This window comes from Sphingobacterium sp. WM, from assembly GCF_029542465.1.
GTDB classification, from domain to species: Bacteria; Bacteroidota; Bacteroidia; order Sphingobacteriales; family Sphingobacteriaceae; genus Sphingobacterium; species Sphingobacterium cellulitidis.
Genome location: NZ_CP120709.1, coordinates 4,257,067 through 4,282,085, shown reverse-complemented (window position 1 = coordinate 4,282,085; position 25,019 = coordinate 4,257,067). Strand labels below are relative to the sequence as shown.

20 protein-coding genes and 1 tRNA gene are annotated in these 25,019 nt (G+C 37.3%); 8 read left to right on the top strand and 13 right to left on the bottom strand.

The genetic code is table 11. The features are described from left to right. A complete protein-coding gene (locus PZ892_RS18105; protein WP_277711811.1) occupies nt 1-924 on the top strand; it encodes an N-acetylmuramoyl-L-alanine amidase in 924 nt (307 codons plus the stop codon). Between the two features lie 20 nt (nt 925-944). On the opposite strand, the gene PZ892_RS18100 is transcribed toward PZ892_RS18105, so the two are convergent. The 6 genes from PZ892_RS18100 to PZ892_RS18075 all read right to left on the bottom strand — a co-directional run bounded on the left by PZ892_RS18100 (nt 945) and on the right by PZ892_RS18075 (nt 6,965). Further along, nucleotides 945-2,660 (bottom strand): sodium:solute symporter, encoded by a 1,716-nt coding sequence (locus PZ892_RS18100; protein WP_277711809.1) that lies wholly within the window; start codon nt 2,658-2,660, stop codon nt 945-947. 105 nt (nt 2,661-2,765) lie between these two features. Continuing rightward, entirely contained in the window at nt 2,766-2,963 is a 198-nt protein-coding gene (locus PZ892_RS18095; RefSeq protein WP_094258419.1) for a hypothetical protein, read from the bottom strand. A gap of 9 nt (nt 2,964-2,972) precedes the next feature. Further along, the gene (locus PZ892_RS18090) at nt 2,973-5,411 is read right to left on the bottom strand and encodes a PIG-L family deacetylase (RefSeq protein WP_277711808.1); all 2,439 of its coding nucleotides are present in this window, start codon (nt 5,409-5,411) and stop codon (nt 2,973-2,975) included. Nucleotides 5,412-5,709: 298 nt separating this feature from the next. Next, nucleotides 5,710-5,967 carry a hypothetical protein gene (locus PZ892_RS18085; RefSeq protein ID WP_094258417.1) on the bottom strand — a complete coding sequence of 86 codons (258 nt, stop codon included), beginning with the start codon at nt 5,965-5,967 and terminating at the stop codon, nt 5,710-5,712. Beyond that, nucleotides 5,948-6,262, bottom strand: a complete 315-nt coding sequence (locus tag PZ892_RS18080; RefSeq protein WP_094258416.1) for a thioredoxin family protein — start codon at nt 6,260-6,262, stop codon at nt 5,948-5,950. Before PZ892_RS18080 ends, PZ892_RS18085 begins: the two co-directional genes overlap by 20 nt. 70 nt (nt 6,263-6,332) lie before the next feature. Next, complete coding sequence (locus PZ892_RS18075) at nt 6,333-6,965, bottom strand: peroxiredoxin (RefSeq protein ID WP_094258415.1); 633 nt, start codon at nt 6,963-6,965, stop codon at nt 6,333-6,335. 313 nt (nt 6,966-7,278) lie between these two features. On the opposite strand from PZ892_RS18075, the gene PZ892_RS18070 reads away from it, so the two are divergent. Next, nucleotides 7,279-7,350 (top strand) — tRNA-Arg (locus tag PZ892_RS18070). Between the two features lie 116 nt (nt 7,351-7,466). Here the strand turns inward: PZ892_RS18070 and PZ892_RS18065 are convergent. The 3 genes from PZ892_RS18065 to PZ892_RS18055 all read right to left on the bottom strand — a co-directional run bounded on the left by PZ892_RS18065 (nt 7,467) and on the right by PZ892_RS18055 (nt 10,810). Beyond that, entirely contained in the window at nt 7,467-8,477 is a 1,011-nt protein-coding gene (locus PZ892_RS18065) for a glycosyltransferase family 2 protein (protein ID WP_277711805.1), read from the bottom strand. Between the two features lie 17 nt (nt 8,478-8,494). Then, nucleotides 8,495-9,466, bottom strand: a complete 972-nt coding sequence (locus PZ892_RS18060; protein ID WP_277711803.1) for a glycosyltransferase family 2 protein — start codon at nt 9,464-9,466, stop codon at nt 8,495-8,497. 150 nt (nt 9,467-9,616) lie between these two features. Then, entirely contained in the window at nt 9,617-10,810 is a 1,194-nt protein-coding gene (locus PZ892_RS18055) for an MFS transporter (RefSeq protein WP_277711801.1), read from the bottom strand. Between the two features lie 109 nt (nt 10,811-10,919). Between PZ892_RS18055 and PZ892_RS18050 the strand changes: the two genes are divergently transcribed. Beyond that, complete coding sequence (locus PZ892_RS18050) at nt 10,920-11,708, top strand: AraC family transcriptional regulator (protein WP_277711800.1); 789 nt, start codon at nt 10,920-10,922, stop codon at nt 11,706-11,708. A gap of 31 nt (nt 11,709-11,739) precedes the next feature. Here the strand turns inward: PZ892_RS18050 and PZ892_RS18045 are convergent, their stop codons facing one another. After that, nucleotides 11,740-15,000 (bottom strand): PVC-type heme-binding CxxCH protein, encoded by a 3,261-nt coding sequence (locus tag PZ892_RS18045; RefSeq protein ID WP_277711799.1) that lies wholly within the window; start codon nt 14,998-15,000, stop codon nt 11,740-11,742. Between the two features lie 390 nt (nt 15,001-15,390). On the opposite strand from PZ892_RS18045, the gene PZ892_RS18040 reads away from it, so the two are divergent. From PZ892_RS18040 to PZ892_RS18020, 5 genes are all read left to right on the top strand, one after another. Next, on the top strand, nt 15,391-15,543 hold the full coding sequence (locus PZ892_RS18040) for a hypothetical protein (protein ID WP_179221492.1): 153 nt from the start codon (nt 15,391-15,393) through the stop codon (nt 15,541-15,543). Further along, complete coding sequence (locus PZ892_RS18035) at nt 15,512-16,006, top strand: hypothetical protein (RefSeq protein WP_182497757.1); 495 nt, start codon at nt 15,512-15,514, stop codon at nt 16,004-16,006. The genes PZ892_RS18040 and PZ892_RS18035 overlap by 32 nt, the downstream gene beginning before the upstream one ends. A gap of 560 nt (nt 16,007-16,566) precedes the next feature. Continuing rightward, nucleotides 16,567-19,905: an SNF2-related protein gene (locus PZ892_RS18030; protein ID WP_277711797.1), complete on the top strand. Its 3,339-nt coding sequence runs from the start codon at nt 16,567-16,569 to the stop codon at nt 19,903-19,905. A 44-nt stretch (nt 19,906-19,949) separates the two neighbouring features. Next, nucleotides 19,950-20,273: a hypothetical protein gene (locus PZ892_RS18025; protein WP_277711796.1), complete on the top strand. Its 324-nt coding sequence runs from the start codon at nt 19,950-19,952 to the stop codon at nt 20,271-20,273. A gap of 562 nt (nt 20,274-20,835) precedes the next feature. Beyond that, nucleotides 20,836-22,812 carry a sensor histidine kinase gene (locus tag PZ892_RS18020; protein ID WP_277711795.1) on the top strand — a complete coding sequence of 659 codons (1,977 nt, stop codon included), beginning with the start codon at nt 20,836-20,838 and terminating at the stop codon, nt 22,810-22,812. A gap of 157 nt (nt 22,813-22,969) precedes the next feature. On the opposite strand, the gene nrdI is transcribed toward PZ892_RS18020, so the two are convergent. The 3 genes from nrdI to PZ892_RS18005 form a co-directional block, all read right to left on the bottom strand. After that, complete coding sequence (gene nrdI / locus PZ892_RS18015) at nt 22,970-23,365, bottom strand: class Ib ribonucleoside-diphosphate reductase assembly flavoprotein NrdI (RefSeq protein ID WP_179221491.1); 396 nt, start codon at nt 23,363-23,365, stop codon at nt 22,970-22,972. Between the two features lie 364 nt (nt 23,366-23,729). After that, on the bottom strand, nt 23,730-24,086 hold the full coding sequence (locus tag PZ892_RS18010; RefSeq protein ID WP_094258399.1) for a transcriptional regulator: 357 nt from the start codon (nt 24,084-24,086) through the stop codon (nt 23,730-23,732). Further along, nucleotides 24,070-24,381, bottom strand: coding sequence for a type II toxin-antitoxin system HigB family toxin (locus PZ892_RS18005; RefSeq protein ID WP_094281107.1), 312 nt, complete (start codon nt 24,379-24,381; stop codon nt 24,070-24,072). The genes PZ892_RS18010 and PZ892_RS18005 overlap by 17 nt, the downstream gene beginning before the upstream one ends. Nucleotides 24,382-25,019 lie beyond the last annotated feature (638 nt).

Below are 25,019 nucleotides of genomic sequence, written 5' to 3'. Positions count from 1 at the left end.
ATGAGAATAATTTCAGTGCGACTGATTGTTGCGGTGTGTGGAGTGATGTTCTTGGTTGGTTGTTCAACGGCCAAGAAGACGAAGGTATTACAATCAAAGACATCTGTTATTAGCCCTTCAACGGTAGTTGAAAGTTCAGCCCCGCGGCTGGATACCTTAAATAAAACGCCAGATGTCATTGAACAGGCGAAGATAGCTCCTGTTATAGCTGCTGCGGAACTTACCCCGGAGCAACAGGCGTGGAATATGTTTTTGCAAGGCAACAATAAACAATATGATTATGCTAGCGCCATTCATTATGATGTGCGCAAGCCTTCATTTGTTATGATTCATCATACCTCTCAATCCAGCTTAGCTCAAACCATACGTACCTTTCAATTGGCCCATACGAAAGTAAGCAGCCACTATGTGATTGGTCGGGATGGTCGCGTGGTACAGATGTTGAATGATTATATGCGTGGATGGCATGCTGGTCGTGGAAAGTGGGGGAGCATTACAGATATGAACTCGGTGTCAATCGGAATTGAATTGGATAACAACGGCTCAGAACCTTTTCCAGACGCCCAAATAAACTCTTTGTTGATCCTTTTGGACACCTTGAAGACCAAGTATAGCATTCCCCAGAAAAACTTCATTGGACATGCTGATTTTGCCCCAGGGCGCAAAGATGATCCGAATGTGTTTTTTCCTTGGCAGCTCTTGGCAGAACGTGGATTCGGAATCTGGTATAACCCAAATTATTTAATGGCACCTCCAATGAATTTTAATCCTATTGACGCCTTGAAGTTGATGGGTTATGATTTGACGAATCAGGATGCCGCAATCAAGTCTTTTAAACGGAAGTTTGTCAAGTCAGATCTTTCAGGTATACTCACCGAACGGGATAAAGCCATTCTATATGATCTCTATCGAAAGTATTATTAGAGGATATATTTAAAGAAATATTAGGATTGAAGGGTTTCAATCCTATTTTTTTGGGATTTACCCAAGCAGATTTGAAGAAGCCAACTGATCAGGATAAGGAGTAAACAACCTATCAGGTTTAGCCAAAGGAAAGCGACAATATTCATCTGCCAAATTCCAATAACTATAACTTCGGTTATTACTGCTGCCCAAAACACCGCTTTTCCGCCAATCCTTCTGATGTAAAATGCCACCAAGAATATACCCAGTATCGTTCCGTAAAAGAGGGAACCCAAGATATTTACAGCTTCCAACAGGTTTCCTAGCTGGCTAGAGTATAAAGCAATGCAGATTGTAAATATACCCCAACCGAGCGTTGTAATTCTTGAAGCTCTTAAATAATGCGCATCATTGGCGTCTTTTTTCACAAACCTTCTGTAGATATCAATTACCGTGGTTGAGGATAGGGAATTGATGGCACTCGCCGTGGCGCCCATGGAAGCCAAAAAGATAATAGCGATCAGAAGTCCAATAAGGCCCTTAGGGAAGGTGTCTGTCACAAAACGAAGGAATATATAGTTTGTGTCATTTGTGTCGGCTGTGGGGTCGTTTTTCTTGATTAAATCCAGCAACTCTGTTCTAAGGCCATTGTCCTTTTCATTGAAGAGCTGTAGTTCTGTTCTAGCTTCGTCAATTTTATCCTCCTGCTTGCTCTTTAAGGCATCAGTCAGTTGATTGATATAAACAGTTTTTTCTTCGCTCAAGACCTCATGTCGCTGTTTGATATCCTGATACTCCTGCTGGTGGGCACTATTTTCAAGTTTTTCTATTACCTGATTATTGAAGAATAGTGGTGGTGTATGATATTGGTAATATGCAAAAACCAAAATACCTATCAACAGGATCGAGAACTGCATTGGCACTTTCAAGAGACCATTCATTAATAATCCAAGGCGACTTTCTTTTACGGAAGAGCCTGTTAGGTATCTACCTACTTGACTTTGGTCTGTCCCAAAATAGGAGAGTTGGAGGAAAAATCCACCAATCAAACCCGTCCAAACCGTATATTGATTATCGAGGTCAAATTTAAAATCTATGGCATTTGCTTTCCCAGACTTACCAGCAATATGCAAGGCCTCCTTAAACCCGATATCCTGAGGCAATAGATGTACAACGAGCACGCCTGCAAGGAGTAGTCCCCCGAAGATAATGGACATCTGCAGGAGTTGAGTGTATGATACCGCTTTTGTTCCGCCATAAACCGTATAGATCACAACCAAAGTGCCAATTCCGATGGTGGTCATCGTCAGGTTTATATTCAATATGGTAGAAAGGATTAATGCGGGAGCAAAGATGGTAATTCCCGTAGATATTCCACGCTGAATCAAGAATAGAGTTGCTGTAAGGACCCTCGTTTTGATATCAAATCTCTTTTCGAGGAACTCATAGGCTGTATATACCTTTAACTTATGGAAGATAGGCAGGAAGGTAATACAGAGGACAATCATGGCTAATGGTAATCCGAAGTAAAATTGTGCGAAGCTCATTCCGGAGGAGTATGCCAGTCCTGGAGCTGATAAGAAGGTAATTGCGCTGGCTTGTGTTGCCATAACTGATAATCCGACGGTGTACCAAGGTAAAGAGCGGTCACTGAGGATATAGCCGTCAATGGTTTTGACGTTCTTGCTTTTGTAAATGCCATAGACAACGATGGCAAGCAAGGTAAGGATGAGTACTATCCAATCGATACTACTCATCCAAAATATTTAGTAAAAATATACATTAGAACTATGCAAACGACTAACCAGATGACAATAATCCAATAGAATTGTCTCCAGCTTCGTACGAATGGCGGCAGTCCTTTATCTGTCATGCGTTTTGTTTGGCAATAAGGCCGTGATGAAGATAATTGCGAAAATTAATCCACCAACAAGACCAGTGATTATACCTAAAAAAGTTTCAGTAGCAACCCAAGCAGTTAAAGCACCTAAAATAGTACCTACTAATAAAATGATTCCTTTTACGTTTACTTCGTTTGAGTTTTCGATTTGATTTTCCATTATAATATTTTAGTTTTTTTCGTTCTTAGCGAGCAAATTTACAAATAATCTTATAGCTCCGGGAACTCCTGCAGGCAATTGTCTGAAAAATGCCAAAGAAGTATATACAAATTTCCCTTTTCCATAGTTTGCAACTAGTAGCGAACCTTTATTTTGTTGTTCATTCTTGTCGGCCATACTCAATGGGGTGCGATATTCCGGAGCGATATTGCTGGCGAAATATAAACCTCTTTCCTGTACCCAACCTTCAAAATCCTTCATTGTAATTTTATTGGGATAATTAAGGATAGGGTCGTTTTCTTCGGTAAAAGTCACCTTTGCATCCTCCTCCGTTACGCGATCTCTATTGATCTCAAATGGATATGGACCAAATTTATTGGTGCTCATCCTTGAGTTTACATTGTATTGGGCCAAGACCGTCCCGCCTTGTTCCACATAATCAAAGAGCACAGGCAACCATTGGTTGGCATTGTGACTTACGTTATATGCCCGGATACCGACAATAATAGCATCGTATTGTTTCAAGTTAGTGCTGGTTAACAAATCGCTGTTCAAGAGGTCGACCTGAACGCCAATGTTTTCCAATGCAGATGGGACTAAATCACCTGCTCCATGAATATAACCAATTTTTTTCAAAGGATTGTTAATTTCCAGTGCTTTAACTTTTAAGTTTACCAATGGGAACCAGGTAATATCCGGAATATGTTGATAGGAAATCTTCTTGAAACTATGTATAGGCTCAGCATTCAAAAGAGGTTGAATTTCGCTGCTCGCCGAGTTTTTGGGATTAGAAATCTCAAAAGTCTTTACAGAAATCTCATTTGCAGGAATCTCAAAACTCTCCTGATTAGGGCTGATGGTCAATCCGTCGGTCTGTTTGAAACTTAATTGCGCTTTTTGATTCTGGTCGCTATTGTTTTTAATAATCAAGCTAATCGTTTTCTTTTCTCCAGTTTTTAGAAGTGCCTGACTAGAGCTGATAGAAGCGGTCAGCACAGGTGAAATGGATACAGGTTGGTGGATTTCACCACGAACAGGGTCCACATAGCGATATTCAACTGGTTTTTCAAAAGTAATGGGAAGCCCCGCTACTTCCAGTTTGAATTTTGTGGATGGGTTATTCTGGTTTTCTGGAAAACCAAAGTCCTGGTCTTCAATATCAAATTTTCCCAATGAGTTTGGTTTTTCAAGCCAATAAGGTTGAGTCCAATGATTGATTGATTTCTGGGCCTCGTATTTTTTAGTTTCATTGGCAGGTAAAACATCGCCGATCTGTTTATCATCTATAGCGATTAACTTCACTTCAATATTCGAAGCTCTTTTAATGATTTCATTATTGACAGGGAAGTCTTGATCAACCACAAAATTAGGTTTTGAGGCGATTGACTCTGCCACAATGCCTGCGCATGATAAGATGATATCTTCAATATCCTGGATTTTCTTGTCCCTGTAAACCGAAGGTTTCAAGGCTTTAACCAGTGTATGAAGCTCAACGAGACTTTTTATGGAATTTTCTGGCTGGTTCAGGTCATAGGCCTTTTGAATTTCCTGAATTTTGACTTCAATAGGTTTTACTGGTTCTGCCAATCTTTCCCAAGTGGTATTTACACCATCAAAGAGATCCTGAGTAGCTTTTTCACCTGCTACATGATCAAAGTATTCCGTTGTCTTCCCGCGGTTAGACGCAGATCCGAAACCTTGGCTTTTATGTTCAGAGCGGCTCATTGCTGATATCTCACCATAGGAATAGCCCATTAAGGGGTTATAGTCATTCAGAACGACTTTAAGTTGTTCTTCGGAGGTATTGTTCATTCCGCCGAAGTTGGCTGTATTCCAAACGATTCTTTTAGCCTTCCAGGGCTTAAGATCTTTTAGTTGTTCAGGAAATCGCTTAGGGTCTGCGGCAGCTTCGTAAGCTTCCTTAGCGAGCATCGCTGAGGCTTGGTGATGTCCATGACCACCACGGCTGTCAGGAGGGAAGCGGTTGATGATTACATCCGGTTGTAATTTTCGGATCAGATAGACTGCTTCGCGCAGAATATCTTCTTTCTTCCAGAAGCTGAATGTTTCATCATGCGTTTTGGAGAATCCGAAATCATAAGCCGCGCTAAAATATTGTTCGCCTTTATCGATGGCACGAGCGGCTAATAGTTCTTGAGTTCGGATCAATCCGAGTTCAATACCTTGTTCGGTTCCCAATAGATTCTGTCCACCATCTCCACGAGTTAAAGATAAATAGGCGGTTCTGTATTTTCTATCATTCGCCAGATAAGCAATAAGACGGGTGTTTTCATCATCAGGGTGAGCCGCAAAATATAATGCTGTGCCTAGGGTTCCGAGTTTATCAATCTTGAGTTTGATAAGAGCTGCCGAGTTGCTTTGTTGAGAAAAGGCAACTGAGAAAGAGGCAAGAAAGAGGAAAAGTAGGCCTAAGAGTCTATGAATCATCCTTAAAAGTAATAAGATTCGGGGTAAAAAAATAAAAGGAATCAAAATAATTTGATTCCTTTTACCAACAATTAAAAATCTTCGACTTTAAACCATGGTGTAAATTCCGTAGGTTCAATTTTTAGCAGGATGATGCGCTTTTATTTGGTCTAACCTTTAATGAATATAAAAGTACTACAAATCAATCTCAATAACCGAGGTATTTAAAAAAAACTTTTCCACAAAAACGGAGTTATTCACAGCTTTTTGTGGAAAAGAATGTTGATCATGGATATGATCCTATAATTATATATGCGATTTACTTGTCGATAGATCCCAGGACACGTTTCATAAAGCTGTTTAGGGCTTCTTTTTGAGACATACCATCTTGCACCAATTTGTTGACTTCGATAGCGCCGTACATATTGGAGATTAATTCACCAATAACATCTAGCTCTTCGTCTTTTAATTGGGAGACTTCTGTCAACGATTCCAATGTTTCAATGGTTTCTAACACGAAATCGGCGTCATTCTCTGCGATAAACTCGGTAAGATGTTTAATTATTGGTAACTTCATTTAATAGTTCTGTTAATCCTTCGATTTTGTTTGTTTGTACTTGATTGATCAACTTACCGCCTTTGAAAGCTGCGAAAGTTGGGAGATTATTTACATTAGCAAGTTTTCTAGACTCAGGGAATTTCTCTGCATCTACGATAATGAATTTCACGTTTTCATTCTCACCGGCTAATTTTTTGAATTTAGGCTTCATAATGCGGCAGTTACCACACCAAGAAGCGGCATATTGAACCATCACCGTATCATTACTGTTGATGACTTCTTGTAGATTATCTGTGCTTAATTCTTCTAACATGTTTATTGTTTTAAAGGTTATACCAAATAAAAAAGAGGAGGATTATCCTCCTCTTTTACTAGGTGGAATATTAGTTGTGTGCTAAGTAAGAAGCTACGCCATCACGAGTAGCGTTCATTGCTTCTTTACCTTCTTCCCAGTTTGCTGGGCACACTTCACCGTGTTTTTGAACGTGCGTATAAGCATCGATCAAACGGATAAATTCTTTAACGTTACGACCTAAAGGCATATCGTTTACTGATTCGTGGAATACTTTACCAGTTTCGTCGATCAAGTAAGTTGCGCGGTAAGACACTGCAGAACCTTCAACTAGAGTTCCGTATTCTGGGTGTTCTACTTCTTTCATTTCAAGGATACCTAATACGCTAGAAAGGTTGCGGTTAGTATCAGCAATTATCGGGTATTCTACACCTTCGATACCGCCGTTGTCTTTTGCTGTGTTTAACCAAGCAAAGTGAACCTCTGCTGAGTCACATGAAGCACCGATTACGATAGTGTTTCTTTTCTCGAATTCAGCAACAGCCTCTTGGAACGCGTGTAACTCTGTAGGACATACGAACGTGAAGTCTTTTGGATACCAAAATAATAAGATCTTCTTGTTCTCTTGTTTCGCTTTTTCGAATAAGTTCAACGTGAAATTGTCGCCTAAATAGTCAATTGCATCTACTGTGATGTTCGGAAAATTTTTACCTGTAAAACTCATAATATTTTTCTTTTCTTTTTTGTGATACAAAGATACGATTTTAAACGCCTAAAAATAATCGATAATACTTATTAACTATCGGTTTTATCTATTTAAAACCAGTATCATATATAAATATGATTTATATCACAAAATTACGATTCCCTGGTTATCAGTAGGTTGGTTTAATTGTAGAAAATATGGTGTTTTATCGAGATAAGAAGGAGGTGGGGAGGAGTGAGGCAAAATATAGTAGAAGAAAGGAGAGGGATTTTTGGGATAGGCAAAAAATAAAATTTGCTCTAATTTCATAAAGTATTAGTTTTGCAGCAGCGGCCCTGTAGTTCAACGGATAGAATAGATGTTTCCTAAACATTTGATAGCAGTTCGATTCTGCTCGGGGCTACGGAAAAATGCTCAGCTTTCGCTGAGCATTTTTACTATTAGTATTTAGTAGAGAGTATTTGGTATTTAGATGAATTTCTGCAAGAATTTCAAGTTGATACTTTTTGCAATCCTCTTCTAGCTCGCTTTGGCATATCGGTAGAGCATTCCTAAACTTTTATTCCAGAAGAAATTTAGGGTTAGAATTAATTTCTGCGAATTTCCTAACCACTTATATAGGAGTTTAAATACTTGAGGGACCTTTGGGTTTTCTAGTATTTTGTCGTTTTCTCTTTTGAATACTTCATCATAATAAGCCTGATTTTCCTCTGAAATATTCAGGAACCTAAAGCGGTGCCATAATTTGAGAATAAATATCTGTTCGATGTATGAATTATTCTTGGAGGATTTTTGAATTAGGGTATTGATTAATTTCACATTGCCATCAATTCTACCTTTTTCCCTTTTTTTGGAATTCATGATTGAGTTTTCATTAAAGCGATAATAGTAGAATGGCGCGTAGCTAAAGGATATATCCTTGATGTATTGGCTAATCGTGAAGTGCCAAATTACATCTTCAAATATAACTCCTTCCTCAAAACGTAATTTGTTGTCAAGGATAAACTTTCGGTTATAAATTTTGCTACAGGCAATCACCTTCACATTCAGTAAAAAATTGTTTTTAATCCATACAGGATCTTTGGTGTATGCTGGATAAATAGTATCGGATGGAAAGCGTAAAACACTTTGGAAATAATCATTTTCGCAATATATATTTCCAACAACTACATTGGGCTGGTTATTGGCTATTGCAAGGTCAATCAAGTTTTGAAGTGCATTTGGCATAAACATATCATCACTGTCTAAAAACAGGATGTAATCTCCGGTTGCATTTTGAATACCGAGGTTTCTTGCTTCACCAGGACCTTTGTTTTGGTCATGAGAAAACAGTTTAAACGAAATGTCGCCAACATAATTTTGAAGGAATTGTTCCATCTGTTCCTGGGATTTATCTGATGAACAATCGTTTACTAAAATGCACTCTATATTAGGATAATTTTGATCAATTATGGAATTTATACAATCGACAATAAATTTCTCGGCATTAAATACAGGGATAACTATACTTACTTTTAATAATGGTTTCATAAAAAAGTTTCAATAATTTATCTTTCGAATCTGAGAAACAACCTGTCAAATAGATGGAAGGATTCGAATTTAAAACTTAGTTTCAACAACTTGCCGCGAACTCTACTTTTGGAAAATAAGGTCATGACTTCATTGTGATACTCTTTGTGCATGAATTGAAGGGATTCAATTCTACTTACTTTTGGAAGGTTGAGGTTGTAGATATTATCTAATAATCCTTTGGTCCAGAAGTTTAATTGTTCAGCGACCAAGTCTTTCGAATTGGTTTCTTCAATCAATTGAGTTAAGGATAATTTGATTTGGTCATAGAGGGTAAAAATATCCTGCATGGAGATCTTTCTTCTGACTGCAGAGTTGGGGACTTCTTGATAATAATATCCTTTGTAGGAGGAAAGATAGATCTTCTCGATAAATCTCAAATAATTGATAAAAAAGATACAATCCTCGGCTAATTTTATGTTTTCAGGGAATTGAACATGATTTTCAATAACTATTGACCGGTCGTAAATCTTAGAGGCTACATAGCCGAACTTGGTGATATCGAAATGATGGATAAAATCATAACAGGATAATACTTGATCCTGAATGTTATAAATTTCATTTTTTTCACCCTTCAAATCAACCTTATAGAAATCAAGAACAACAAAGCTTTCGGCATGTTTCAATTGTTCCTTTTGCAGGTTTTGCAAGTATTGAACATCAATAAAATCATCTGCATCAATAAATAGAAGGTATTTTCCTTTAGCTAACTTGATGCCTTGATTTCGGGCAATGCTGACACCTTGATTGCTTTGATTATATAATTTGAAGCGTTGGTCATTTAAGCAATACTTTTCACAAATGGCAGCACCATTGTCTGTTGAGCCATCATTGATAATGATGACTTCAAAGTCATTAAAGTTTTGTTTACTGATACTCTCTAGAGTTTTTTCAATATAATTTTCTGCATTAAACAAGGGAATTATGATTGAAAAAAATGGCTCCGTCATAGTTAAATTAAATTGTTGGTTTGAAAAAATCCTACTCTATTCGAATTTTTTACAAAAATGTAAATTTTATTCACAATCTCTTCAGTTTAGTGATTATTAATAAAAGTGTTTTTTATGCCTTAATAATGGTTTTATAGCCATTTTTTTTAATTAATGATCTTCAATGAACCTAGGTTTTGCAGACTTTCTTCCGAAGAAGGTCATTATCAAGATGATGGCTAGCAGGAAGTAAAAGGAATATTTCCATGAAATGTCAAAATCATGAAGTTTTCCAAATAATGGAGGGCCAAATGCGGCTATCAAATAGCCTATAGATTGTGCTTTGCCTGAAATTTTTATAGTTCCAGCCATGGTTTTGCTTCTAAAGGACAGGAATAGAATGGCTAAGCTAAAGGCAAGACCACCGGAAATTCCCAGAAGGATTGCCGTGAAATAAATCCATTGGGTCTTCAGCAAAATCAGCATAACGATTCCTGTAAAATAGAGAACTCCAATGGAGTATATCATTAGCTTTGGGTCTTTCATCTTACTGGCAATAACCGGGCTAACCAACATTACGGGAAGCATCGCCAATTGGAGAATGGAAAATACCCATCCAGCTTCGGATTTACTCATTCCATATTCCATAAGGACCGTCGGCAAAAAGGCAACTAGACAGTAGTAAATCAATGATTGAAGGCCCATGAAAAGGCTAATGTTCCAGGCTTGTTTGGATTTGAAGATATTGAACTTAGTTGTTTCCTCTTTTTTGCTTTGCTGACTTGCTGTATTTGCTCCCCAAAACAACTCTGCAAATACAATTATTAAGGCAATTATGGCCACGAAGATCCAAATCCCTAAAGAGCCTTTCCAACCCATTCCGGTCCACTTGCCAATGGATATACTAAATCCAGAGGCCAATGCTGCAACAAGGTTCATGGAGACTGAAAAGATTCCAGTCATCAACCCTATTTTTGTCGGAAATTCATTTTTGATATAAGCAGGGGTTAAGACGTTTCCAATGCATATACCCAAACCTAAAAGGACAGATCCAATATATAGGGTTGTGATATTCCCATAAACCCGTAGATATAATCCAATTATCAAGAATAGCAGGGCGTAAATAAGTCCATGGCGGATATTTAATCTAGCGGTGGCTTTACTGACTAAAATAGAACAGGAAGCAAACACAATCAATGGGATGGAGGTCAATAAACTTGCTTGAATATTATCTAAATTCATGGCCAATTTGATCTCATCCAATATTGGACCTACCGCTGTGATAGGTGACCTTAGGTTGCTCGCAACCCAAATGACCAATAGAATACCTAACCAGGAAAATGTTGTGTTTGAATTTTGTTTCATGCCTTCCTCCGTGGGGAATAGTTCTTGGAAAACTCTCCCAAATTACTTTGAGGACAAAGATAAGCTTGTCGTTTTTGTTAACTTTGCCATTTACTATATATAAAACGACATGAGAGAATTGGCAGATTTGGACCATCAGATTAGCATTCATGTGGATGATATTCATACAGATACCTATGTTTGGTATGATTCGGAATGGCACCATGGAGAGGAGGAGCATCATCATGAATCCTTTCAGTTGACTTATGTGACGGAGGGCTATCAATATTTTCATATCAATAAAAGAATCTACTTGGTTCCCCAGCATCATGTGATTTGGATTCCGAGCAAGGTTGCTCATCGGACAAGTACTGAATCGAAATCAGTTAACCTGATGTTGGTTTTATTCAATGAGGTTCCAAAGAATGATTTTTACCATACAATCCATGTTTTTCCAGCTCCGGCAGTATTAAAAGAGATGTTGCTCTATGCAGAAAAATGGAATAAGGTGTTGAAGAGTGATCAGGAACAAAAGTTGTTTTTACAAGCCATGTTGTTTAGTCTGCCGAATTTCTGCCAGGAAAGTATGTCCCTAGAAATTCCTGTACCCAATGATGAGCGCTTGATTCCCATCTGCAATTACATCAATGCTAACTATAAGTTTAATCTGGATATTCTGGAGCTTTCCGATTTGGCCAATCTATCAGTTAGAACTTTACAAAGGATATTCAAAAAGGAAACGGGGATTACACTTCAAAAATATTTGCAGCTGGTTCGTATTCTGAAGAGCATTGAATTGCTGGACAGCAAGCAATATACTTTGACTGAAATTGCCTATATGGTGGGATATCAAAGTTTATCGGCTTTTAGGCTCTCATATGCTACTTTGATGAAAGAAGGGCCTAAGTTAAAAGGATAGGGGTTAATCCACTTAACCCCTACATGCAATCTTATTTCACTAACATAATGCCATGCATAATTTGCCAATGTCCTGGGAAAGTACAGATAAAAGGGTATTCCCCTTTTTCTTTTGGGGCCACAAACTGCATCTGATAACTTTGTCCTGCTTGTACCAAAGGGCTTGCGAATAGGACTTCCGGAATATCTGGAATAAAATTCTTCTCGTATGCATCAGGTTCCACCGACATATTATCTGCAGCCTGACCGACCTTTTTCTGGGCGCCAGGTTTGGTGAACACGATGTTGTGAGGCATTTGATCATTATTATCAAACTCAAGAATTATGTTTTCACCCGCAGAAACCTCTAGGATTTCCTTGTCATAAGCCATTTTTCCAGGCAATGTTTTTATTATATGAGTTGCCTTTGAAGATGCTTCTTTCTCTTTTGCAGGCTCTTGTTTAGGTTCTGGGTTCGACTGAGGTTCTTCCAATAGTTCTTTGTGTTGTTCCAAATAGCGGTTTACCGCAGCGGAACCTTTCATCTGATTGAATTCTTCTATGCTGAGTTTTGGTTCGCTGTATTTTGCTGCGGTAGGATCCTCGGCAACAAAGCCAATATAAATGGATTCTCGTTTGGTCGCGACAGAATTTAATAAGAGTTCTGCCTTTTTGGGTTCATTTGCGAGGAATTTCTTGTCAGTCTTGAACATATTCACCCAAACAGGTCTTAAGTGTCTGAAGGACTCGTTTAAGGCGTAATTGATGTAATCGTCGGAAGGCATATCCGAAACGTCAAGCAAGGCTTTGACCGCTTTAGGATCTTTGAAATGACTTAAAGCAATTACAGCTTCTAGTCGGACACGCTGTTCGGAATCTGTAGACATTTTTATCAAGCGATCCAGTGCGTTTGGAATTCGGTCTGCCCAATAATATAAGACGCGTGTTGCTGCAGCACGGATTGCAGGAGATTTACTTTGTAAAAGCTCTTCAAGCAACACTTTATTTGGTTTATTGAATTGCTGATAGACCCATAGTCCTTCAAGTCTGTTCTGATCCCATTCCGGATCAGTCTTATCTAATCTACCTAACCAGGTATTCAGTTCTGGGATTATTTTTTCTGCTGAGTAATCCCTTAGAGTTTTTCGAGCTCTATACCGCTCACGATCCTCTGGGGAGCGCAGTTTATCCAATATTTCAGCGATGCTGAGCTTGCTCATGTCGACTACTGGAAGTTTAGCTATGTTCTTATGGCTGATTTTCCAGATTCTACCTTTAGTATGATCACGTTTAGGATCGCGGAAATTTTGCTCACCATGCTGAATAATCGGGTTGTACCAATCAATTACATAAAGAGCACCATCAGGACCGAATTTTAAATCTACAGGCCTGAAATTGGGGTCTTTCGATTGTAATAGCGGCTGTATTTCAGTGGCAATAATGCCACTACCGTCTTCAGCTAATTTATGTTGTTTCACACCCTGGAAGCCAATAAATGTATTGAAAAGTACATTTCCTTGGAGGCTATCCGGAAATGCGCGACTGGAGATAATTTCTATTCCACATGTTTTCGGTTTAGATGCTGAGGTAAGGAAATCCTTCATTTCGAGGTGTTTCTTTGGATAGTCAATTGCCACGGTTAATGGTGGAGCAAAGTAGTTTAATCCGGTCGATACATCGGCGATTAATTGGGTTCCATCACGCATAAAAACATCACCCCAAGGGTTGGCAAATAAGTAGGAGATATGTTGGTCAAATTTCTTTGTCCGAGGTTCATAACGCCATACATTGCCATAATCACCACGACGAGGGCCATAAGGCGTTTCTACGCTGGTATGAAGAAAAGTTCCCATATTCATATATAAGGCACCATCAGGACCCCAGGTATAGGTGTTCAAGGTATGGTGCGAATCTTCTGTTCCAAATCCAGAAAGTAGGACTTCCCTTTTGTCTGCACGACCGTCGCCATTGGTATCCTTTAAGAACACGAAATCTGGTGCTAGAGTGACATAGACACCGCCATCGCCTAATTCAAATCCCAGGGGGAGATAAAGGCTGTCGGCGAATACACTGTGCTTATCAGCAATTCCATCTGCATTTGTGTCTTCGAGAATAATGATTTTATCATTAGGAGGGTTGCCAGGAGAATAATTGGGATATGAAGGCATGGTTGAAACCCACATTCTGCCTTTGGCATCAAATGTTGCTGATACAGGGTTGGCCAGAGGAAAGTCTTTCTCCGAAGCGAAGAGCTCTATTTCAAAGCCCTCTGGAAGGATAAATTGTGATTTAGCATATTCCAGGTCTGCAGCGGTTGTAGGCTTAATATTTTCGGGATCAGGTTTTACGATTCCAGATTCAATTATCTTTTTGACAGCAGATTGGTCAATGGATGTTCCGGGTTTCGAGCTGGTCCATAACAGGGAATCAAGTTGGTCTACAATATGATCGATTTTCTGTAATTCATTGGGAAGCTCTTGTCCGCCGGCCCATTCGCGACGTCTTCCGTATATATATTCGCCATTCTGTGATTTTGATCGATAGAAATAATGTTGATTTTTGATTCCAACTAGTTTTCTAAGCTCTTCGTTTTCTTTATTTACTTCCCATGATTGTTTAGGTAAGACCATGGCTTTCGCCATAATTTCAGAAACAAATTTGAAACCTTGTTCATTGAGATGAATTCCATCCGATGTTAGGGCTTCAGTTCCTGCATCCATTTTATCCTTTGTAGGGGTAAATAGGTCAATAAATGGAATATTCATAGCTTTGGCTACCTCCGCCATTCCCTTGCTATAGATTTTTAAGTTTTTATTATGCTCTGACGGATCAGGGAGATTTTCATTTATTTTTTCATGGGCTATTGGAGAAATCAAGAAGATCTGAGGGTTGTTTTGATTCGGAATTTCCTGTTTTTGTAGTGATTCTAGGAGACTTTTGAGGTCCTGTTTAAAAACGTCTAAGCTATCAGGTCCTTTGAAGGATTCGTTCATTCCGAAGCAAGCAAAAATTACATTAGCCTGCAGGTCTTTGAGATGTTGTTGGATGGTTCCAAAGTTGAGCGGACGGGGCCTAAGATTCACTTCATCAGCATCCCAACCAAGGTTTCGAATCGTTAATTTTTCTTCGGGAAAGCTTTGATATAGCAAGGTTTCGAAATAGTTGCTTCTTTGAAGGCCTAAGGCGAAAGAGTTTCCAATAATGGCAATATTAGAATTTGAATCAGGTTTAAAGGGGAATTCTTGAGTTTTTGGCTTACAGGATGCCAAAAGGATGAAGAATAGTACCACAATTGGCCAAGAGTATCTTTTCATATTAAGGGTTTTAACCTAAACAATTGATTAGTAGATGTAGAAATTTAATGTTTCATGGTTAAATAAAACGGCCTTAAAGCTTGTTATTCTGTGATTAGAACAGCTTTTTTCTTGGGCTGAGATATTCTATTAATAAAGAAACAAAAAAAATATGTTGACCGCATCCTGTGCTAGCCTGTATCATTGGGCTTAACCTTTAGCACGGTTTTTGAAGCAAGGGTTAAAGCAATAAAACAAAGGTTTAAAAGTTTAAACATGTATTATTGAAAACTAAGCCTATTGGAAAAACATTGAGAAGAATTGAGAGAACAGTTCTAAAAATATCCTTTTGTAAAAATTAGGAGTTGTTTGGTGACTGTTATTCAAGTTATTAACTATTATAGACCAATTATGAAAAGTACCAAATTATTTAGTTTGCTGATTTTATTTCTAGCACTTTTTGCTTCATCCTGTAGTAAGGATGATCAGCTGGATGATGAGGAAGATCCGGATATAAATGTACCATATCTCCATGAAAGTAGATGGGGAATTGTGGTTATCTGAGGCGCCAGATCCTATTGATGCGTATTTTGAAATGGCCTGCCATAAGTATGATAATGTGGATCGCTACGTAATGCATATAGCAGGAAGAAATAGCAATGATTTCAATGATGATCGAGATTATTTCATTATTCGATTTGATACACCTAAAATGTTGGGATTAGGCACTTATACCTTTCCACTTAATGAGAATTGGAATTCAGCATTTTCAATAGATTTTGGCACTTGGGTAAAAGAAAATGAGACCACCTCAAATCTGGTGATCTATGCCGATAATTCGAATTATAGTCTTAAAGGTCCCTTCAAGGTTACAATCAACAAGGTGATTCCCATGAAAGGAGAGCCTAATAGGGCATATGTAAGTGGGAGTTTTGAAGGCGAACTAAAAAAGGCTTATGGGACTATGGTAAGGATTTCAGAAGGTAAATTTGAGTGGAAAGTAGATAAAGATGGGGAAGTTAAATGAAATTATGGAGTTTACAAGGTTCTTAAAAGAGATGTTCAACAGCTTGGAATGACCATCACTTAATTGATCCAAGGTTCTTTGCTGTATGATTGTACCTTTTATTACTTTTCCATTTTTTAGAAGGTTTTCATACTGTCTTTTGCTCCGTAAAAGTTTTCGCAGAAACTTATTATAGAACAATACAATTAGGGTAATCCATAGTAAGGTTCCTAAACCGGGGTAAAAAAATGCTAATTCTGCGGAACGATTATAATTGTATTTCCAGTCAACCTGATTAGAATGAATTAATATGGGGAGGCCAAAGGCCATCAAAATTGTGAAGATAGTCCAGAATGTTATGCCTGGAGTGGATTGGCCAATTAATGACGCTGGAGATCTGCCGTTTAAGTTGCTCATTTAAAACACAATATAAATAAAATTTACTCAGGATGTAAATAATATTTAACGATTCAATAGATTTTTAATTATTCTGAATTTTTAGGCTATAAAAATGAGAAAATACATAGTGGAAAGATCAAATTTTCGTATTCTTACTTTTTGTAATCAACAGCATTTATTTGATGAATTTGCCAAAGGAATTTATCCTTCCAAATACTAATTTCAGTACACTTTCCGTATTCGACATCTTAAAACATGTGGAACGAGCAGGGTTTATTGATAGTAGGGATTATAAACATATTTTCCCTATCAGTTTGGAATTAAATGCAGGTGTTTTTACCAAAACAGGAGGTTCAGTAGACTATCCCGTAGTAAATATTATTCAGTTGCGAGACAACATTACAACAAGCTGTACTTGTGGGAATCAATCTCGATGGCTATGCGAACATCAAGGGGAAGTCATCCATGCGATTCTAAAGGAGATGGAATTCAAGGCATTCTTTGATGCAGGAATTCGTTTGTCATTACTGAAGGATTTTGCTAAACCCTATGGCTTGGAAAATGAGCCGGATCTAGATTCTTATTTTGTACTGAAATTTGAAAACTCAAAGCTTGGTATTGAACCTCGTATAAAGGAGTTGATTCCTTATGATGAGCAGTTATTGAGTAATAAACTTATACCTAAACAAGTCTCACGATTCAAAAACTTACCCGAAGAAACTGCGGGGAAAGAGCAGATTTTGGTTCTTGGAAGACATCGGTATTATACTCAACTGAGTTTTCTTTTAATGGAGGCAGAGCATACTAAATCAGGAAAGATTAAGAACCCAGTAGAGAATGTAGATTTACAACCATTAATATGGAAGACTGATGAACCTTCAGAAATAAAGTTTTATACCGCAATTCAGTATTTTCAAAATAAGTTTACGGAAGATGAGGTTGAAACTGATGCTGAAGCGTTGAAGTTGATTATTAAAAATCCATTGGCATTAAATGTCTTTTTACATGACCGGAAAGTTTCTGAAACGATATCTTCGAAATCATTAATTCCAATTTACCTTGAAATATTAAAGACGGAGATAAAACTGAATGTTTTTAAAAAAGAGCCATTCTATGAAATTACAGGGGAATTGTTTTTCAATGACATCAGTTTACCTTTTAATCAGCTGAATCTTCGAAATGACTATTTTATTTACTATCGTAAAGGTCTTTATTTCATTGATAATCCAGATTTATTGAAGCTTATCAAATTCTTTAAATCCAATAATGAAATTCTGATTCTCCATTCTACAAAGTATGAAGAATTTGCCGAAACGATTCTTTCACCGCTAGAGGAGATTGTTCATGTGAATTATAGTTACATCCGTGAAGCTAGCCCGGCGCAGCTAAAAGAGAAGCAATATCTACAGAAAAAAATCATTTACCTACAGCAAGAAGGGAATTACATCGCAATCACTCCGGTAATGAGGTATGGCGAGATAGAAGTACCTACTTATTCCAAGAAACAGTTGTTTGATACCGATCAAAACGACAATGTATTCAAAGTTCAGAGGGACTATTCTGCAGAAGATAGTCTGGTTTCCAGTATAATGGGCACTCATCCTGATTTTGTAGAGCAGATTGATGACGCTCAATATTTTTATCTGCATAAAAACAGGTTTGTTGACAATGATTGGTTTATCAATGCATTCGAATATTGGCGGGAAGAAGAAATTGAAATTCTTGGTTTTAGCGAAATCAAAAACAATAAAATAAATCCGCATAAGGCGAAGGTCAGTATTGAAATTATCAGTGGGATAGATTGGTTCAATGCCAAGCTAAAGGTGGGCTATGGGAATCAACAGGCATTACTTCAGCAGATCCATCGGGCAATCCGTAATAAGAGTAAATATGTAAAATTAGGTGATGGTAGTCTTGGTGTTTTACCTGAGGAATGGATTGAGAAAATTGCGGCTTACTTTAGGGTAGGAGATATAGAACAGGAAATGATTACTATTCCTAAAATCAACTATTCGGAGGTTTCTGAAATATTTGAAGATGAATTGTTGAGTGAGGAAGTAAAGCAAGAGATTGAACTGTTGAAAAGTGACTTTTCGAGAGAAATCCATGCAGTAAATGTTCCAATTCCTAGGGGTCTAAATGCGGAGCTCAGGGAATATCAGCATCAAGGTTTAAATTGGCTTTCTTTTTTGGACCAGTATAATTTTGGAGGTTGTTTGGCAGATGATATGGGTTTAGGTAAAACGCTTCAAATTATAGCTTTTATATTATCACAGAAAGAAAGGAAAGGTTTCCAGACTAATTTAGTCGTTGTACCCACCTCGCTTCTGTTCAACTGGGAGGAGGAAATTTCTAAGTTCGCGCCTAGCTTAAAAATATGGAAACATTATGGGGCCGACCGAGAAAAGAGTCATCGTAAATTCGCTGATTATGATGTGGTTTTAACCAGTTATGGAATTTTATTGTCAGATATTCGATTCCTTAAGGAATTCACGTTTAATTATATTTTCTTGGATGAATCGCAGGCGATAAAGAATCCGAATTCAGAACGATATAAGGCCGCCAGATTACTGAAAGCAAGGAATAGGGTTGTTTTGACAGGAACTCCCGTTGAAAATAATACCTTCGACCTCTATGGACAGCTTTCCTTTGCCAATCCAGGGTTACTGGGGAGTAAACAGTTTTTCAAGGATACCTATGCCATTCCAATTGATCGGTTTCAATATAGTAAAAGAGCAATTGAACTTCAGGAAAAGGTGAAACCCTTTATTTTAAGAAGAACCAAAAAGCAAGTTGCCAAGGAGCTCCCTGAAAAGACTGAAATGCTTATTTATTGTGAAATGAATAGTGAGCAAAGGAAAATCTATGAAAGCTGGGAAACAGAGCTAAGGGAGTACATCTCTGCTATTGAAGAAGAGGATATCAAGGATAAAAGTATGCATGTACTGACCGGCTTAACTAAGTTAAGACAGATTTGTAATTCTCCCGTTCTATTAAAAAAAGGCTATTCAGACGTTGGTTCTGTTAAGATTGAAGTGATTCTGGAACAAATAGAAAGTAAATCAAAAGAACATAAGATTTTGATTTTTTCGCAGTTTGTAGGGATGTTGGATTTAATCAAGAAAGAGCTTGAACAAAGGGGTATTCCATTCGAATATCTGACAGGACAGACTAAAGACCGTGGAGAAAAGGTTCATAATTTTCAAAACAACAGTGATATTAGGATCTTCCTAATCAGTTTGAAGGCTGGTGGGGTGGGTTTAAACCTGACAGAGGCTGATTATGTTTACCTGGTTGACCCTTGGTGGAATCCTGCTTCTGAGAATCAAGCAATCGATCGTTCGTATCGGATAGGTCAAACCAAGAATGTCGTTGCGGTACGGTTGATCTGTTCAAATACCATCGAAGAAAAAATATTAAAACTTCAAGTGCGTAAAACCCAATTAGCACAAGATTTAATCCAAACCGACTCCTCATTTTTTAACTCCTTATCCAAGGAAGAATTGCTGGGAATTTTATAGTTTGCTTAAAAGTAATTAATATTAATTAAGCAGAAAATTCTATTATGCTGATTTTTTTGTTGCAATTGGTCATATATATAGAGAATTTCAACTTATCAAATGGAGCATCTCAGACTTTCGACAATATTCCACCTACTGATTATGGATTTATCTTTGATGTTTATTACTTAGATAATTCATTGAACTTAATCATTAATGGAGAACCTTTATTAAAACGAGAGTTTTGGCAAGAGAATAATCAAGGAACCGCATCCAACCCTAATTGGGTACAGACAGATTATACTAATCAGGGTTATGACTTCCAATTTGTGGATAAGCATGATGATGTGCCGTCATTGGTTCAGAATTTAAGATTTGCAAGCGATTAAGCGAGATGGGGTATACCAGGAACTAGCTCAACAGGGAATGATGTAGATTTTATCTACTTCCTGAAAGGTGATGCTGAACGTCCGATTTTCAGAATTCATATTCTTCAAAATGGACAAATAGAATTGCTTGGTAGTCGTGGAAATTATGGCCCATTGGAGCCGCTTGAGATTTTCGGTACAAGAAGAGGTCCAATCGTCAATAATGACTTTAAAACTAAAATAAGGTATTATTATAGAGCTTTTTTAAATCCAGAAGTAGTCTGGAATACTACAGGCCCAATAAAGTTGAAGCAACACAGGTTAACTCGGGTCCTACCAATATGAAGGGTGTAGCATATGGACGTTCAAGAATGGATTGTCCTCAATAAACAATATAAAAAATACGCAAGATGTCCTTCGCTCATTTGGACATTAAATAAATGAGCGCCTCCTAATACAACCATAACGTACATTCTATTTTTAGAATGGGCGTTTTTTTATGCCTAAAACCTATTGAACATTTCCTTAGAATTCAATAACTTAGCTTTCGCAACAAATTAAACTGACACACTTATTCTATTTTATGAAATACCTATTCCTCCTGTGTTGCCTGCTTTGTTGGGGTTTACAAGGCCACGCTCAGCTTTCAATTAAAATTTACGAAGATAAAGATTACCTGCAAACGCTTGAAAAAAGACTCAAAGAGGCTAAAACTGATAGCGCTAAGGCGATGAATGCATTTAGATTATCGTATTTCTACAAAAAGTATAGAAATATGGAACTCTCTAAACTGCGTTTAGAGGAAGGATTACGCTATTCGAACGGGAATAATCTTTTACTAGGCTCCGGGAAGTACTATCAGGCATACTATGACCTTGGCTTGGCAGACATAGCAAAGATTGATTCTCAATTAATCGTGGCTGATAGTCTCTTAAAAACAGTAAATTCTGAAGAGTCTAAGAAAATACAGAGTGGTCTTTGGTTGATACGAGGGACAATTAAACAACTACAAGGAAATGAAAAAGGAGGGATGGATGCCTATATAAATCATGCATTGCCTTTGGCAAAAGAGTCCAAGGATAAGTTTAGCGAAGGAAATGCCAGCAAATTTGTTGGCATCAGTTTATTGAATGCTTCGGAAAGGGAGAAAGCCAATGAATATCTAAAGGATGCTTTGTTGTTATTTAAGGAAGCCCCCAGCGAGAGTGAGGTCGCCAAATTAGAAGGAGTAATGGAGGTCACTATAATTCTAGCTGAGAATAATCTGTATCTAAATAACCTAAAAGAGAGCAAGACCTATCTGGATGAAGCTTATTCGGTTTTAAAGAATTACCCTGAATCTAATGTTTTATTGTTTTATTACTATCCAGAAGGGGTTTATTATGAGAAAACTGGCGATTATGAATCAGCAATCAGGAGCTTTGACAAGGCAATTGCTTTCCAGGGCGGGGTAACCGAAAACTTTTATATCAACCGGGCAAAGTTCGCCAGATTTGAAACCCTTAGAAAAACAGGACGTTATAATGAGGCAATCGTGGTGATGCAGGATTTATTAAAAAGTACAATCTTACTCCCTTCAGATCGTAATTCCTATGCCAATTTACTAGCCAATACCTATGCGAAAACGGGGAATATGAAAGCTGCCTTTGAATGGTCTCAGAGGTATATTTCTGTCAGCGATAGCTTGCATGCGGCCGATTATAAGAAAGATATGCTTGATATGGAGAATAAATATCAGTCTGTTGAAAAAGAGAAGCAGATCAATCAACTGCAGGCAGAAAAGCAAGCCGCAGAATTGGTCCAAAAAAACCAAAGGCTATGGGTTTTGCTGATGTCTGTTGGAGCGGCGGTCTTTTTATTGGGCTTTTTATATTTAAATAATATCCTGAAAAATCAAAAGATAGCAAACGAGTTCAAGTTCAAAGAATTGGAGCAACAGCGGGAGTTACAGGTAACCAAAGCTTTTTTAGAAGGGGAGGACAAGGAAAGACAACGAATTGCGCAGGATTTGCATGATGGGCTTGGAGGGGCATTATCGGGAATAAAAATGAAACTCTCCGGAATTCAGACGCAGTATCAAGAAACCGAAATAGACCAAACGGTCGATCAATTGGATAAATCCATTGTAGAATTAAGACGCATTGCCCATAATATGATGCCGACCAATCTATTGAGAAGCGGCTTAAATGTCGCATTGAAAGACTTGTGTACGGCATTATCCAACCCTAATGTGGAAATTGAACTCAAAACCGAAGGGCTTGATACCGCATTGAATCAACATTATCAGGTGAATATCTATCGTGTCATTCAGGAGTTGCTAAGCAATGCCCTGAAGCATGCCAATGCCAACCATATTTTGGTTCAGTGTATACAAAATGAAGATCAAATTCTTATAACGGTTGAAGATAATGGGAGAGGTTTTGATCTTTCTCGTGCTCAGGCCTCAAAAGGAATGGGACTGAGTAATATTCAAAACCGAGTAGATTTGATGAGAGGGGCTTTGGATTATGACGTCATGCCTGGAGAAGGGACAATTGTCAATATTGAATTATCCGTTTAGATCAGAACTTTCGTTTTCGGTAAACCAACTTTTATCTTGTTCTTCAACGAGTCAGGAATTGGGTTGTTGGAAATTTGAAGGTTCTTTAACCAGGTCAGAAATTGAGTCAGACAAGCATAACACCTTCTTGACTCCATTTATTAATTTCTTATTTAGTTTATAAGATCCTGCTACGACATTCTTCAATTGAAAAAATATCCTTTAAGACCTTCTTGACATCTTCCTCAAAACCTGTCATCTCAAATTTATGCACTAAAAATAAAGCATATCTTTCAGCTAAAATGTCACCCGATACCGAAAAATTCTTTCCCCAGTTTTTATTTCCTGAGGCTGATATAGATAATACGGATTGAAAGTTTCTTTCCCTAAAATACTGCGTAGTTACTGGCACTGATCCTGAACCGGTGGTATAAGTTATCAAATGTCCTGGCAATAACACATCACCTTCATTAATATCATTAATATTAATTGCTATCATATTACTAGCCATAGCCAATAACTTTTTAATAAAATTTCTGACATTTCCAGTTTTTGTATCGTAATATACAGCCATAAGGAGAGGTGTTTTAATAATATTAAAGTATACCATTATTGCAACTTAATCAAAACACAAAAGTTATTTTAATTCATCAACGAAAAAAAGTAAAACATTTATTGAAAATCACGCCGGAAAAAACAGCGAAGGATGGTCTGCCGAAGGAGACAGGACGCAAAAGAAGGGTAGGGGAGAAACATAATTAAAGGATTACTTGCTGAAATTTCTACCTTTTTTTACATTTGATTACTATAACTACGGGGCCGTTTGGCCAAGGTTAATAATTGGTTTGGTAAGAGCGACCTTCAACGGATGGTCGCCTTTCTTCTTGATAGACGCTCTGCAATTGCATAGAAATTTTACTTTCTCTCGTTTTTTGAGATTAGTATTCTTGAACTAAAACATCAGCAGAAATATGCAGTTCATTACTTAATTTCCTAATCTGTGGAAGATTTAACTTTCTCTTTCCTGATAATATTTCAGACTTTCTAGAAGCTCCTAGAATTTTACTTAAAAACGACTCTGATTTACCCATTTGGTCTAAACGAAATCTAATAGCCTCTATTGGATTTGGTTTTTCTATGGCATAATGAGTATCCTCATAGTTTTTAACCAGAATAGAAAGAATTTCTACTTCATCAGATTCCTTAGAATCTGCTTTTAAATCTGTCTGCATTAAGACGTAAATTCTTTCTAAATAACTTTCGTACTGTTTTTCAGATTTAATCGGCTTTAACATAATCAATTTTTTTAACGTTTATTTTATCATATTCCTTATGAGTTCCAAACCAAACAATAAAAACTATTTTTAGTCGATACTCAATATCTACAATTAAGCGATAAGTATTACCATGAATATTAAAGACTACTCTCTTATCGGTAAGTATAGAAGCACTCCCAAACTGGGCTTTTAATTCATTTGGATTATTCCATTCTGCACTTTCACATTCATCATACCATGCCAATAATGGCTGTTCCGACTTTGGGAAATCTTTAATATAGAATTTTAAAGTTTTAACCGCTATAATTCTCATATACAAATATATGAAAAACATTACCAATATGGTAATGTTTTTGTTTTTTTTCTTAGATTAAACTATTAAATACTAATATTTTACATATTTAAATTCACCATATAAATCATTCGGTAAACAGCAAGCAATCGAAGGGCGGTAGTGATCTGCCGAAGGAGATAGGCCACAAAAGAAGGGTTGGGAAAAATAACTTATTAAATTAGAGATCTCCGGTTGTCGATGGATCGAAACAAAGTATGATTGAAAACTTTAATGTGTTATGCGCAAACTGATTAAGATCTTCCGGAAATGAAAATGCTAGCATACAGTAAAATAGTTTTACTTACCTGGTCCTCGTTTGCTGTATTAATTGCCATAATGTTTTGTTTTTAAGTTCAAAATGTAAACAAGGCACAACAGAAATAGTTTATGTCTTCTTAAATTTAAACAATCTTGCCTATATAAAACACCTATTGGATTGATTGTTATAGTTCTACAGTATTAACAGGCTATTTGACAAGAACTTAAAAGATAGAGGCTAAATAAATAACAGGTAATTTTTTGTCCTCCACTCAAATGCAGACGTATTTACAACCCCATTTGTAGCTAAACCACTACATGTATTAAATTCAATAAACTATATGTCTATTAAATTAAAC

What these genes read in the sequence shown, in the direction of transcription:
- PZ892_RS18105 (WP_277711811.1), top strand. Translation starts at nt 1, where the DNA reads ATGAGAATAATTTCAGTGCGACTGATTGTTGCGGTGTGTGGAGTGATG.
- PZ892_RS18100 (WP_277711809.1), bottom strand. Translation starts at nt 2,660, where the DNA reads ATGAGTAGTATCGATTGGATAGTACTCATCCTTACCTTGCTTGCCATC.
- PZ892_RS18095 (WP_094258419.1), bottom strand. Translation starts at nt 2,963, where the DNA reads ATGGAAAATCAAATCGAAAACTCAAACGAAGTAAACGTAAAAGGAATC.
- PZ892_RS18090 (WP_277711808.1), bottom strand. Translation starts at nt 5,411, where the DNA reads ATGATTCATAGACTCTTAGGCCTACTTTTCCTCTTTCTTGCCTCTTTC.
- PZ892_RS18085 (WP_094258417.1), bottom strand. Translation starts at nt 5,967, where the DNA reads ATGAAGTTACCAATAATTAAACATCTTACCGAGTTTATCGCAGAGAAT.
- PZ892_RS18080 (WP_094258416.1), bottom strand. Translation starts at nt 6,262, where the DNA reads ATGTTAGAAGAATTAAGCACAGATAATCTACAAGAAGTCATCAACAGT.
- PZ892_RS18075 (WP_094258415.1), bottom strand. Translation starts at nt 6,965, where the DNA reads ATGAGTTTTACAGGTAAAAATTTTCCGAACATCACAGTAGATGCAATT.
- PZ892_RS18065 (WP_277711805.1), bottom strand. Translation starts at nt 8,477, where the DNA reads ATGAAACCATTATTAAAAGTAAGTATAGTTATCCCTGTATTTAATGCC.
- PZ892_RS18060 (WP_277711803.1), bottom strand. Translation starts at nt 9,466, where the DNA reads ATGACGGAGCCATTTTTTTCAATCATAATTCCCTTGTTTAATGCAGAA.
- PZ892_RS18055 (WP_277711801.1), bottom strand. Translation starts at nt 10,810, where the DNA reads ATGAAACAAAATTCAAACACAACATTTTCCTGGTTAGGTATTCTATTG.
- PZ892_RS18050 (WP_277711800.1), top strand. Translation starts at nt 10,920, where the DNA reads ATGAGAGAATTGGCAGATTTGGACCATCAGATTAGCATTCATGTGGAT.
- PZ892_RS18045 (WP_277711799.1), bottom strand. Translation starts at nt 15,000, where the DNA reads ATGAAAAGATACTCTTGGCCAATTGTGGTACTATTCTTCATCCTTTTG.
- PZ892_RS18040 (WP_179221492.1), top strand. Translation starts at nt 15,391, where the DNA reads ATGAAAAGTACCAAATTATTTAGTTTGCTGATTTTATTTCTAGCACTT.
- PZ892_RS18035 (WP_182497757.1), top strand. Translation starts at nt 15,512, where the DNA reads ATGAAAGTAGATGGGGAATTGTGGTTATCTGAGGCGCCAGATCCTATT.
- PZ892_RS18030 (WP_277711797.1), top strand. Translation starts at nt 16,567, where the DNA reads ATGAATTTGCCAAAGGAATTTATCCTTCCAAATACTAATTTCAGTACA.
- PZ892_RS18025 (WP_277711796.1), top strand. Translation starts at nt 19,950, where the DNA reads ATGCTGATTTTTTTGTTGCAATTGGTCATATATATAGAGAATTTCAAC.
- PZ892_RS18020 (WP_277711795.1), top strand. Translation starts at nt 20,836, where the DNA reads ATGAAATACCTATTCCTCCTGTGTTGCCTGCTTTGTTGGGGTTTACAA.
- nrdI (WP_179221491.1), bottom strand. Translation starts at nt 23,365, where the DNA reads ATGGCTGTATATTACGATACAAAAACTGGAAATGTCAGAAATTTTATT.
- PZ892_RS18010 (WP_094258399.1), bottom strand. Translation starts at nt 24,086, where the DNA reads ATGTTAAAGCCGATTAAATCTGAAAAACAGTACGAAAGTTATTTAGAA.
- PZ892_RS18005 (WP_094281107.1), bottom strand. Translation starts at nt 24,381, where the DNA reads ATGAGAATTATAGCGGTTAAAACTTTAAAATTCTATATTAAAGATTTC.